We start from the raw sequence: 11,620 nt of genomic DNA, 5'->3' as shown, positions 1-11,620 counted from the left end.
CCCCTCAAACGCGCCCAACACCGCGACTGGCCGCCACCAACCCCCGCAGTCACCACGATCACCAGAGCGGACGCGACCTAAGTCACCGGCATTGGTCCTAGGTCCCCGGACCCGCGTCCGGGGCGGCCCCGGGCGGACGCGGACGCCCCCGCGGCGGCGGTAGTTTGGCGGTATGCCCAGCACCACCGGTGACCACCGGACTCCCGAAGGCCCGCTCACCGCCTGCGACCCGCTGGCCGGCATCGAAGCCGTCAGCCAGGCCCTGCTCGCGATGAGCCGGCACCTGGAGGTCCGCGAGGTGCTGCGCCGCATCACCGCCTCCGCCCGCGACCTGCTCGACGCCGAGTACGCGGCCCTCGGCGTGCCCGACGACCACGGCGGCTTCGCCCAGTTCGTGGTCGACGGCGTCACCGACGAGCAGTGGCGGGCGATCGGCCCGCTGCCCCGTCAGCACGGCGTGCTCGCCGAACTGCTGCACGAGACCGGCCCCACCCGCCTCGTCGACGTCCGCAGGGCCCCGGCCTTCGAGGGCTGGCCCGCCGCCCACCCCGAGATGGACGCCTTCCTCGGCATGCCCGTCCTGGACGCCGAGGCCGCCGAGGACGAACCGCGGGTGATGGGCGTCATCTTCCTCGCCAACAAGCGCGGCGGCGGCCTGTTCACCGACCACGACGAGGAGCTGCTGCGGATCCTCGCCGCGCACGCCTCCCTCGCCCTGTCCAACGCCCGGCTGTACGAACGCAGCCGCGAGCTCACCCTGGCCGGCGAACGCGCCCGGATCGCCCACGACCTGCACGACGCCGTCTCGCAGAAGCTCTTCTCGCTGCGGCTGACCGCCAAGGCCGCCGCCAAGCTCGTCGACCGCGACCCGGCCCGCGCCCGCGCCGAACTCGCCGAGGTCGCCCGGCTCGCCGCCGAGGCGGCCGACGAACTGCGCGCCGTGGTGGTCGAACTGCGCCCCGCCGCCCTGGAGGAGGACGGGCTGAGCGCCACCCTCGCCTCCCAGGTGCAGCTCCTCGACCGCGCGCACACCGCCGACCTGGCCTTCGCCGCCGACGGGGTCCGCGCCCTGCCGCCCGCCCAGGAGGCCGCGCTGCTGCGGGTCGCCCAGGAGGCGCTGCACAACGCGTTGCGCCACTCCGGCGCCCGCCGGGTCACCGTCACCCTCACCGGCACCGCCGCCCGCGGCGCCGTGCTCCGGGTGCGCGACGACGGGCGCGGCTTCGACCCCGAGTCCGTCCGCCGGGCCGGCCGACACCTCGGCCTGGCCTCGATGCGCGACCGCGCGGCCGCCGTCGGCGGCGCGCTCACCCTGGAGTCCGCCCCCGGCAAGGGGACGCTCGTCGAGATGGAGGTCCCCGGTGCCTGAGAGCACACCGTCGATCCGCGTCCTGCTGGTCGACGACCACCAGGTGGTCCGCCGCGGGCTGCGCACCTTCCTGGAGGTCCAGGACGACATCGAGGTGGTCGGGGAGGCCGCCGACGGGGCCGAGGGCGTCGACCGCGCCCGCGAACTCGACCCGGACGTCGTCCTGATGGACCTCAAGATGCCCGGCGTCGACGGCATCGAGGCGCTGCGCACGCTCAAGGGCGAGGGCAGCCGAGCCCGGATCCTGATCGTCACCAGTTTCACCGAGCACCGCACCATGGTCCCCGCGCTGCGGGCCGGCGCCGCCGGGTACGTCTACAAGGACGTGGACCCGGAGGCGCTGGCCGGTGCCATCCGCTCGGTGCACGCCGGGCACGTGCTGCTCCAGCCGGAACTGGCCGAGGCGCTGCTGGCCGACGAGGGCCCGCGCGCCCCGCAGGGCCGCGGCGGCACCCTCACCGAGCGCGAGCGCGAGGTGCTCGGCCACATCGCCGACGGCCGCTCCAACCGGGAGATCGCCCGCAGCCTCCACCTCTCGGAGAAGACGGTGAAGACCCACGTGTCCAACATCCTGATGAAGCTGGACCTCGCCGACCGCACCCAGGCCGCGCTGTGGGCCGTCCGCAACGGCGAGACCCGCGAGGGCTCGGCGTCCTAGCGGTCCCCGCGCTCGTCCACCAGCGCGTTGTAGGCCGCCACCTGGGCTCGGCGGGCGGTGCGCCGCAGCGGGGCCAGCACGGACTGGCGGGCGGCCATCTCGGAGGCGCTCACGGCCGCGCCGTGGCCACCCGAGGCGATCGCCAGCAGGGCGGACACCTGGCGGGCCGACTCCAGCACCCGCACGGCCCGCGGCGGATAGCCGGGGGCGAGCAACTCGGCGTGCCCGCGCCGGCGGTACGCCTCCAGGGCGCGCAGCGCCTCAGGGCCGGCGCCCGCCACGTCCAGCCGGGTGAGCAGCACGGTCGCCTCGCGCAGCCCGTCCGCCAGCTCGCGCTCGGCCTCGTGCAGCGAGGGCACGTCGGCCGGAGGGGTGTCGTTGACCTCGGCGCAGCGCCACAGCACGGTCGCCGAGCGGTCCCCCTCCGGGCCGTACACGGTGACCTCCGGGACGAGGCCGAGCGGGACGCCCACCGCGAGCACCGCCTCGCCCGCCGCCATGGCCCGCCCGTTGAAGGCCGCCGGGCCGGTCAGCCCCAGCGGGTGCCCTGCCGAGGGCAGCGCCAGCCGCAGGCCCTTCACGCCCAGCACCCGCAGCCGGCCGAGTGCCCAGGTCAGCCCGTGCTGCTCGCCCGGAGCGTCCCCGGGCAGCCCGGTCACCCGGTGGCCCTCGTCGGCGCCCAGCACGGCCGTCGCGGCGTCGTCGGGCGGTACCAGGCCGCTCAGCAGGGCGTTGCCCCAGGCGGTCAGCCGCCCCGAACGGGGTTCTTCGTACGGATTGTCGGCAGGAGTCGCGAGCATCCGGCCAGCCTACGGAATCGGCGGTCATCCGCGTGGCGTAGGTTTGCCCATGCGCGTGCGGCGCACCCACCCCGTGCCCACCGGCCGCCGGAGTAGGCTCGCCGCCCGCACCGACGGCCGACATTTTTGTATTTGGGGAAGGCGTAGGCATGAGCGACGTGCTGGAGCTGGTGGACGTATCCGTGGTCCGGGAGGGGCGCGCGCTGGTCGACCAGGTCTCGTGGTCCATCTCGGAGGGTGAGCGCTGGGTCATCCTGGGACCGAACGGCGCCGGCAAGACCACCCTGCTGCAGATCGCCTCCTCGTACCTGTTCCCGACCTCGGGCAAGGCCTCGGTGCTGGGCGAGAAGCTGGACGAGATCGACGTCTTCGAGCTGCGCTCCCGGATCGGCCTGGCCGGGGCCTCGATGTTCGACAAGCTGCCGGCCGAGCAGACCGTGCTGCAGACCGTGCTCACCGCCGCCTACGGCATGACGGTCAGCTGGCAGGAGACCTACGAGCAGTCCGACGAGGGCCGTGCCCTCGCCCTGCTCGACCGCATGGGCATGGCCAACCTCACCGGCCGCAAGTTCGGCACCCTCTCCGAGGGCGAGCGCAAGCGCACCCTGATCGCCCGCGCCCTGATGACCGACCCCGAGCTGCTGCTGCTCGACGAGCCCGCGGCCGGACTGGACCTCGGCGGCCGGGAGGACCTGGTCCGCCGGCTCGGCGCGCTCGCCCAGGACGAGTTCGCGCCGGCCATGGCGATGGTCACCCACCACGTCGAGGAGATCGCCCCCGGCTTCACCCACGTGCTGATGATCCGTCAGGGCAAGGTGCTCACCGCCGGCCCGATCGACACCGAGCTGACCGCCCGCAACCTCTCCAAGTGCTTCGGCCTGCCGCTGACCCTGGAGCGCCACGGCGACCGCTGGTCGGCGCAGGGTCTGCCGCTGGGCTGACCCCCCGTCCGTCCACCTCACGAAGGCTCGTCGGAACCGGTCGCACGTGCGACCGGTTTCCGCCCCTCGACCTGCGGGAACTGTCCGCCTCGAAGGCCCTTCGCTCCCTAGGATGGACGTGTGGACAGCTGGATCTGGTGGCTCCTGGCCGCCGCGGCCCTCGGCATACCGCTGGTGCTCACCGCGATGCCGGAGTTCGCCATGTTCGCCGTCGGCGCGCTGGCGGCCGCCGGGGCCGCCGGGCTGGGCGCGGGGGTGGTCCTCCAGGCCGTGACCTTCCTGGTGGTCTCGGTCGCGCTGGTGGCCTTCGTCCGTCCGATCGCCTACCGGCAGCTGCAGCGGGGACCGCAGATCAAGATGGGCATCGAGGCGCTCCAGGGCGCCACCGCGGTCGTCGCGGAAACCGTCGACGGGGAGGGCGGACGGATCAAGCTCAACGGCGAGATCTGGTCGGCCCGCGCGCTCCACCCGGACCAGGTCTACCAGCCCGGGCAGCAGGTCGACGTCGTCGAAATCCAGGGCGCGACCGCCCTGGTCGTCTAGGGGAGAGTCCGTGGAACCCGTCCTTATCGTTTTGGTCGTCCTGGTCGTGGTGGCCTTCATCGCGCTGATCAAGACGATCCAGGTCATCCCGCAGGCCAGCGCCGCGATCGTGGAGCGCTTCGGCCGCTACACCCGGACGCTCAACGCAGGGCTGAACATCGTCGTCCCGTTCATCGACCGGGTCCGCAACCGCATCGACCTGCGCGAGCAGGTCGTGCCGTTCCCGCCGCAGCCGGTGATCACCCAGGACAACCTGGTGGTGAACATCGACACCGTCATCTACTACCAGGTCACCGACCCCCGGGCGGCCACCTACGAGGTCGCCAGCTACATCCAGGCGATCGAGCAGCTGACCGTCACCACGCTGCGCAACATCATCGGCTCGATGGACCTGGAGTCCACCCTGACCTCGCGCGAGGTCATCAACGCCGGCCTGCGCGGGGTGCTGGACGAGGCCACCGGCAAGTGGGGCATCCGGGTCAACCGCGTCGAGCTGAAGGCGATCGAGCCGCCGACCTCCATCCAGGACTCGATGGAGAAGCAGATGCGCGCCGACCGCGACAAGCGCGCCGCGATCCTCACCGCCGAGGGCCAGCGCCAGGCGCAGATCCTCAAGGCCGAGGGTGAGAAGCAGGCGGACGTGCTCCGGGCCGAGGGTGAGGCGCAGGCCGCGGTGCTGCGCGCCGACGGTGAGGCCGCCGCGATCCGGACGGTCTTCGAGGCCATCCACGACGGCGACGCCGACCAGAAGCTGCTCGCCTACCAGTACCTGCAGACCCTGCCCGAACTGGCCAAGGGCGACTCCAACAAGCTCTGGATCATCCCCAGCGAGGTCGGCGACGCGCTCAAGGGCCTCGGCGGCGCCTTCACCGGCCTGGCCGGCAACGGCGGGGGCGTGAACGGCGGTGCGGTGGCGGCGCCGAGCGTGCCGCAGGCGCCTCCGGCCGCCACCCAGGTGCCGATCGACCCGGCGGCCGGGCCGCGGCCGGTGGACGTCGAGAAGGGCGCCGCCCGTCCCCGGGTGGACCCGGCGCGGGAGTACCGCAAGATCGACCCGGAGTGATCGGCCGAGATCTCCGGCCGGGGCCCGCTGCCTGGTGGTGGCGGGCCCCCGGCGTTCTTCCGGTCCGTACCCGCGGTGCGGTGTGCGGGCGTGACGGCGATGCGGCGTGCGGGCGTGACGGCGGTGTGGTGTGGGTCCCGAATCGTGGGCGGGCCTGGTCCGGCCGGGGCGGGGTCCGGCATGATCCCCTCGGACAGGACCGCGAGGAGAGGTGACCCATGACGCTCTGGGAGGCGATCGCCGTCCTGGTGGCCGGCGTCGGGGCCGGGATGATCAACGTGATCGTCGGCTCCGGCACCCTGATCACCTTCCCGGTGCTGCTCGCCGTCGGCATTCCGCCGGTGACCGCCAATGTCTCCAACTCCTTCGGCCTGGTGCCCGGCTCGCTCAGCGGCGTGATCGGCTACCGTCGCGAACTGGTCGGCCAGGGCCGCCGGTTGCGGAGGATGGGTACCGCCTCGCTGCTCGGCGGGCTGCTCGGCGCACTGCTGCTGATCAAGCTGCCGAGCGGGGCCTTCGACGCGATCGTCCCGGCGCTGATCCTGCTCGCGCTCGTCCTGGTGGTGATCCAGCCCCGGGTCGCCAAGGCCGTCGCGGCCCGGCGCCGGGCCGACGGCGACCCGGACGGCAGCCTGGCGCTGCTGGCCGGGGTGTTCCTCACCGGCATCTACGGCGGCTACTTCGGCGCCGCGCAGGGCGTCCTGCTGGTGGCGCTGATGGGCATGCTGCTCCAGGAGGACCTGCAGCGGATCAACGCGGTGAAGAACGCCCTGGCGATGATCGTCAACGCGGTCGCCGCCCTGTTCTTCCTGTTCACCTCGACGGTGAACTGGACGGCCGCCGGGCTGATCGCGGTGGGCTCGCTGGCCGGCGGCCTGCTGGGCGCCAAGGTCGGCCGCCGCCTCCCGCCGACCGTGCTGCGCGCGGTCATCGTGGTGGTCGGACTGGTGGCCGTCACCAAGCTGCTGCTGAGCTGACGGTCGGACCGTACGCTTGACCGACCGTCGGACCGTACCCGCACAGGAGGAAACAAGCCATGGCCCTGGAGATGCGCGAGACCTGCGAGCGCTGCGAGGTGTCGCTGACCGCCGACGGCCCCGCCTCGATATGTTCCTACGAGTGCACCTTCTGCGCGGACTGCACCGAGGCCATGGCCGCCAACTGCCCCAACTGCGGAGGCGAACTGGTGACCCGTCCGCGTCGGAGGGCCGCCTGACCGGCACCCCACCGGCATCACCGACGAGACCCGGAGCGCACCGATGAGCAAGAGGGCACGACTGAGCGAGGACGAGATCGCGGTGGCGCTGGCGGACGCGCCGCTGTGGAGCCGGGACGGCGACAGCATCGTCCGCAGCGCCGACGCCCCCGACTTCCCGGCCGCGATCCGGGTGGTCGTCGCCGTCGCCGAGCAGGCCGAGGAACTCGACCACCACCCCGACATCGACATCCGCTGGCGCACCCTGCGCTTCGTGCTGTCCACCCACAGCGAGGGCGGGCTCACCGGCCTGGACTTCACCCTCGCCGCCCGCATCGACGAGGCCCTGCGCGCCGAGTCGGCGGCCTGAGGCCCGGCCCTCCCGGCACCGCGTCGAGGGCCCGGGTGGTGGGCCCCGGCGGGCGTGAGATGCTGACTGCCGCAATCGGCAGACCGGCTGGGGGGCTGGGAGGGACGGAACGGTGGCACAGGAGCCCTTCGGAGACGCCCATGCCCAGCAGCAGCCGTGGCACCCCCAGGGCGCGCAGGACTGGCAGGGCTACTACGACCCGCAGCAGCAGGCGGCGCAGTGGCAGCAGCCGGAGCCGTCCGGGCAGTGGCAGTACGACCAGGTCCCGTACGAGCAGCAGGGTGGCTACGCGCAGACGGGGTACGTCGAGGGCGGCTACTTCCAGGGGCAGGGCTTCGCGGACCCCGGCTTCCAGGAGCACGGGCAGTACCAGGAGCAGGGGCAGTACCAGGGCCAGGCGCACGGGGCGTACGGCGGCGTGGAGCAGTTCCAGCCGTACCAGGAGCAGTACCCGGAGCACGGGCAGCGGCCGTACGCCGCACCGCAGGCCCAGCCGGTGGAGGAGGGGCTGTACGTCCCGCCGGGGGCCGAGTACGCGGCCGACGGCCATGTGCGGATCGAGGAGTTCCCGGCGGAGCCCGAACCGGCCGTCGAGGACTCCCCGGCGGGCGCAGCGTCCGGGGCCGTCGCGGCCGCCGAGCCCGGCGCGCGTCCGCGGGGCGCTCGGCGGGGCGGTCGCGGTGGTGAGGGCGGCTCCGCCTCCGCCTCCGCCTCCCCTTCCTCTCCCTCTCCCTCCTCCTCGATGGTGGACAAGGTCCGGGCGGCCGTCCTGACCGGGGAGCACGTGCCCAGCCGACGGGCCCTGCTGGTGCGGGCCGGCGCAGGGGTGGCTGCGCTCGGCGTGCTGATAGCCGCGGCGCTGACGGTCGGCGCCGAGGGCGGCGGCAGCGCGTCCGCGTCCAGTGGCGGTGAGCCCGGGTTCGCGGTGGCGCACACCAAGGTCTGGTCGGCGCAGCCCGCCGCCGTCGCCGCCGCGCAGCAGGCGGGCGACGACACCCTGGTCGGCAGCTGGCTGCTGGCCGACTCGGTGGTCCGCGCCGACGGCTCGGGCGTGCACGCGTACGACCGGACGGCGGGCAAGCCGACCTGGTCGGTCGCGCCCCCGGCGGCCGGGGCCGTCCCGTGCGGCCTCTCGGCGAGCGTGAACCGAGCGGGGCTTGGCGCGGCCCTGTTCCGGCCGCAGGCGGATCCGAAGAGCCCCTGCACCCTGGTCGCCGCCGTGGACACCAGGACCGGCAAGACCGCCTGGACCAAGAGCCTCTCGGATTCCAAGGACGCCTACTCCGCGCGGATCGGCGTCACCGAGGACATGGTGATCGCGGTCGGCGACGACCGGGCGGCGGCCTGGGCGGCGGCCGACGGCAAGGACGCCTGGCAGTACACCGGGCAGGGCAAGTTCTGCACCCTGTCCGGCGGCGTCAGCGGCAAGACCGTGCTGGTCGCCTCCTCCTGCGCCGACTCGACGCCCGCCGACCAGGCCGTCGCGCTGAACGCGGCGGACGGCAAGGTCAGCTGGTGGCGGGGACTGAACAACCAGCCGAAGACGGTGACGGTGCTCTCCGCCGAACCGGCCGTGGTGCTCACCACCGGCGGGAAGCCCGAGGACGACCGGGTGTTCGCCTGGGGCACTGCCGGCGACCCGGCCGTCGAGATCCCCGTGGTCACCGACGGCGGCCGGTTGGACGTCACCCACGGGACGTTTTCGGCCACGCCCGAGGTGTTCTTCGAGGGCCGCACGATGGTCGCGGCGATGACCCCGGCGAACGGCGGCGGACCGGTGTCCGCGGTCGGCTACGACCTGGACACCGGCAAGCAGCGCTGGAAGACGCCGACCGCCGCCAAGGGCACCTCCCGGGCGGTCGGCCTCGACGGCGGCTCGCTGGTGCTGGCCGGCGACGAGCGCCGGGACCAGCCCGCCCGCCTCGGCCGCTTCCCGCTGGACGGCGGCCAGGAGGCGGTCGGCGGAAACTTCCCGCCCGGCACCGGCTCGTTGCTGCTCTCCGGGCGGGTGCTGATCGGCGGCGGACAGGTGGTCGTGGTGCCAGAGCACGCGGCCAACTACGGCACGGCGGCGGGCTACCAGGCGAAGGGCTGAGGCCGGTCCGGGCCCTGTGCTCGGTTCCCGGCCCGGGCTCCCGGCTGGGCCCCCGTTCCCGGCTGGGCTGGCCCCGGTTCCCCGCTAGGCCGCCGTGACGGGCTGCCCCGGAACCGCCGGCAGCCAGTCGGCGAGCTCGCGGGCCTCCGAGCCACGAAGCCCGAGTGCCAGCATCAGGGTGGCCTGCGGGGTCGGCACGAACGGCCGCCGCAGCAGTTTCATCCCGGCCTGTTCCGGCGTCCGGTCGGCCTTGCGCTGGTTGTCCTCCGCGCACGCGGCCACGGTGTTCATCCAGCTGTCCTCGCCACCGCGGGACCTGGGCTGCAGGTGGTCCACCGTGGTGGCCCGGCGCCCGCAGTAGGCGCACAGGTGCTGGTCCCGGGCCAGGACACCCCGCCTCGACCACGGGGCCTGTTGTCGGAACGGCACTCTCACGTACCTCTGCAGCCTGATCACCCGGGGCACCGGGACGGCCACGCCCGTCCCCCGGATCGAGCGCAGCGGGTGCGCCTGCTCCACCACCGCCTTGTCCTGGAGCACCAGGACGACGGCGCGCTGGAGCGACACCGTCGTCAGGGGCTCGTAGCTCGCGTTCAGAACCAGCGTGTTGCGCACTCGGCACACCCTTCCCACGGGCGTGCCACGGCGGCACGACCGTCTCCACACACGTCACTGCCGCCGCACGGCGGTGAACCCACTCTGAATGGGCCCGCAGCCGACGAACAACGGAATTTCCGGTGTCGGGGAGGAACGCGGGGGAGCAGGGCCGTCGACCCGACGCGGCGCCTCGGGGGAAACTCGCTGGCCGGAACCGCGTAGGCTCTATCAGGCTGGAGTCGTACCGACCCCGGGCCCGACCGAACCGGGCCGACAGCGGGCGGGCGCCCGATCGAAGGAGAAGCGTGACCGTGACGGACATCGTCGACGAGCTGCGGTGGCGTGGGCTGATCGCCCTGTCCACCGACGAGGACGCACTGCGCAAGGCGTTCGCGGACGGCCCGGTCACGTTCTATTGCGGCTTCGATCCGACGGCCCCCAGCCTGCACCTCGGCAACCTGGTGCAGATCCTCACCATGCGCCGCATCCAGCAGGCGGGGAACCTCCCGCTCGGCCTGGTCGGCGGTGCCACGGGCCTGATCGGCGACCCGAAGCCCACCGCCGAGCGCGTGCTCAACGACCCCGAGACGGTGGCGGGCTGGGTCGAGCGCCTGCGCGGCCAGGTCTCGCGCTTCCTCGACTTCGAGGGTCCGTACGCGGCGCGCATGGTGAACAACCTGGACTGGACCTCCGGGATGTCGGCCATCAGCCTGCTGCGCGACGTCGGCAAGTACTTCCGCGTCAACAACATGATCGCCAAGGAGGCCGTCGCCCGACGGCTCAACTCCGACGCGGGCATCAGCTACACCGAGTTCAGCTACCAGATCCTCCAGGGCATGGACTACCTGGAGCTGAACCGCCGCTACGGCTGCACCCTGCAGACCGGCGGCAGCGACCAGTGGGGCAACCTCACGGCCGGCACGGACCTGATCCGCAAGGCCGAGGGCAAGTCCGTGCACGCGCTGGCCACGCCGCTGATCGTCAAGGCCGACGGCACCAAGTTCGGCAAGACGGAGTCCGGCACGGTCTGGCTCGACCCCGAGCTCACCACCCCGTACGCCTTCTACCAGTTCTGGCTGAACGCGGACGACCGGGACGTCTCCAACTTCCTGCGGATCTTCAGCTTCCGCTCGAAGGAGGAGATCGAGGAGCTGGAGCGCGAGACCGCCGAGCGCCCTGCCGCCCGCCTCGCCCAGCGCGCGCTGGCAGAGGAGCTCACCACGCTGGTGCACGGCGCCGAGCAGTACGAGCGTGCGGTGGCCGCGTCCAAGGCGCTGTTCGGGCAGGGCGACCTGGCCGACCTGGAGGCTCCGACCCTGGCCGCGGCCCTTGCCGAGGTCCCGAAGGCCGAGGTCACCGAACTCCAGCCGGTGGTCGATCTGTTGGTCGCCGTCGGCCTGGCGCCGAGCCGCTCGGCGGCCCGCCGGACGATCAAGGAGGGCGGCGCCTACCTCAACAACGTCAAGGTGACGGACGAGGAGGCGGTGCCGACCGAGGCCGACCTGCTGCACGGCCGCTGGCTGGTGCTGCGCCGTGGCAAGCGCAACCTGGCGGCAGCGGAGCTGGTCCCGGCCGGCTGACCGGTCCGCCGCCCGGGCAGGTGATCGACTGGCTGAAAGCGCACCCGCTCTGAGCTGCGGCTTTGAGCTCCGAGGGCCGGATCTGGACAGATCCGGCCCTCGACGTTTGACGATGTCCTCCAGGTGGCCTAGTGTTGAACGAGTCGCTGGAGCGGCCACCCCACTCAGCAAGACCCACTCTCACACTTCGAAGCCCATTCGTTTGGGTCCGTCGGCGTTGCCGTCAACGGGTGTGGGTGTGAATTCCGAGTGACTCTCGGAATGCGCTAATGTGGTGGTCGTCGCGGAAAGCGGCCCGGCCAGTTCGGGAAATTGGATGAATGAAACTCCGGAAAACGGAGCGGAAAACATCTGATAAGCTGGAAACACGAAAGAACGAAGCGCCCGGAGGGCCCGCTGGAAGGCGGTC

General features: G+C 72.9%; 13 protein-coding genes. 10 read left to right on the top strand and 3 right to left on the bottom strand.

The window, feature by feature from the left end; genetic code table 11:
* Positions 1-172: 172 nt before the first annotated feature.
* Together ACFV1W_RS38710 and ACFV1W_RS38705 are read left to right on the top strand one after the other, a co-directional pair.
* A complete protein-coding gene (locus ACFV1W_RS38710; protein WP_380422060.1) occupies positions 173-1,369 on the top strand; it encodes a GAF domain-containing sensor histidine kinase in 1,197 nt (398 codons plus the stop codon).
* Entirely contained in the window at positions 1,362-2,027 is a 666-nt protein-coding gene (locus ACFV1W_RS38705; protein ID WP_380422058.1) for a response regulator, read from the top strand. The genes ACFV1W_RS38710 and ACFV1W_RS38705 overlap by 8 nt, the downstream gene beginning before the upstream one ends.
* Here ACFV1W_RS38705 and ACFV1W_RS38700 read toward each other — a convergent pair.
* Positions 2,024-2,827 carry a hypothetical protein gene (locus tag ACFV1W_RS38700; RefSeq protein ID WP_380422056.1) on the bottom strand — a complete coding sequence of 268 codons (804 nt, stop codon included), beginning with the start codon at positions 2,825-2,827 and terminating at the stop codon, positions 2,024-2,026. The genes ACFV1W_RS38705 and ACFV1W_RS38700 overlap by 4 nt on opposite strands.
* Before the next feature lie 149 nt (positions 2,828-2,976).
* On the opposite strand from ACFV1W_RS38700, the gene ACFV1W_RS38695 reads away from it, so the two are divergent.
* From ACFV1W_RS38695 to ACFV1W_RS38665, 7 genes are all read left to right on the top strand, one after another.
* Entirely contained in the window at positions 2,977-3,768 is a 792-nt protein-coding gene (locus ACFV1W_RS38695; protein ID WP_380422055.1) for an ABC transporter ATP-binding protein, read from the top strand.
* Positions 3,769-3,888: 120 nt separating this feature from the next.
* Entirely contained in the window at positions 3,889-4,311 is a 423-nt protein-coding gene (locus tag ACFV1W_RS38690; RefSeq protein ID WP_380422054.1) for an NfeD family protein, read from the top strand.
* Positions 4,312-4,321: 10 nt separating this feature from the next.
* Positions 4,322-5,374 (top strand): SPFH domain-containing protein, encoded by a 1,053-nt coding sequence (locus ACFV1W_RS38685; RefSeq protein WP_380422052.1) that lies wholly within the window; start codon positions 4,322-4,324, stop codon positions 5,372-5,374.
* 218 nt (positions 5,375-5,592) lie between these two features.
* Entirely contained in the window at positions 5,593-6,351 is a 759-nt protein-coding gene (locus tag ACFV1W_RS38680; protein ID WP_380422051.1) for a sulfite exporter TauE/SafE family protein, read from the top strand.
* 59 nt (positions 6,352-6,410) lie between these two features.
* Positions 6,411-6,590 (top strand): DUF1272 domain-containing protein, encoded by a 180-nt coding sequence (locus tag ACFV1W_RS38675; RefSeq protein ID WP_380422050.1) that lies wholly within the window; start codon positions 6,411-6,413, stop codon positions 6,588-6,590.
* Between the two features lie 43 nt (positions 6,591-6,633).
* Positions 6,634-6,939 carry a 4a-hydroxytetrahydrobiopterin dehydratase gene (locus tag ACFV1W_RS38670; protein WP_380422048.1) on the top strand — a complete coding sequence of 102 codons (306 nt, stop codon included), beginning with the start codon at positions 6,634-6,636 and terminating at the stop codon, positions 6,937-6,939.
* Between the two features lie 112 nt (positions 6,940-7,051).
* A complete protein-coding gene (locus ACFV1W_RS38665; RefSeq protein ID WP_380422047.1) occupies positions 7,052-9,034 on the top strand; it encodes a PQQ-binding-like beta-propeller repeat protein in 1,983 nt (660 codons plus the stop codon).
* An 84-nt stretch (positions 9,035-9,118) separates the two neighbouring features.
* Here ACFV1W_RS38665 and ACFV1W_RS38660 read toward each other — a convergent pair whose 3' ends face one another.
* Entirely contained in the window at positions 9,119-9,649 is a 531-nt protein-coding gene (locus ACFV1W_RS38660; RefSeq protein ID WP_030285730.1) for an HNH endonuclease, read from the bottom strand.
* A gap of 293 nt (positions 9,650-9,942) precedes the next feature.
* Here ACFV1W_RS38660 and tyrS point away from each other — a divergent pair, with 293 nt between their 5' ends.
* Positions 9,943-11,211: a tyrosine--tRNA ligase gene (gene tyrS / locus ACFV1W_RS38655; RefSeq protein ID WP_380422062.1), complete on the top strand. Its 1,269-nt coding sequence runs from the start codon at positions 9,943-9,945 to the stop codon at positions 11,209-11,211.
* A 180-nt stretch (positions 11,212-11,391) separates the two neighbouring features.
* Here the strand turns inward: tyrS and ACFV1W_RS38650 are convergent.
* A partial coding sequence (locus ACFV1W_RS38650; protein ID WP_380422045.1) for a hypothetical protein occupies positions 11,392-11,620 on the bottom strand: 229 nt, incomplete at its 5' end.

Source organism: Kitasatospora sp. NPDC059648, assembly GCF_042734825.1.
Lineage (GTDB): Bacteria > Actinomycetota > Actinomycetes > Streptomycetales > Streptomycetaceae > Kitasatospora.
This window is presented reverse-complemented; position numbering and strand designations above follow the sequence as displayed.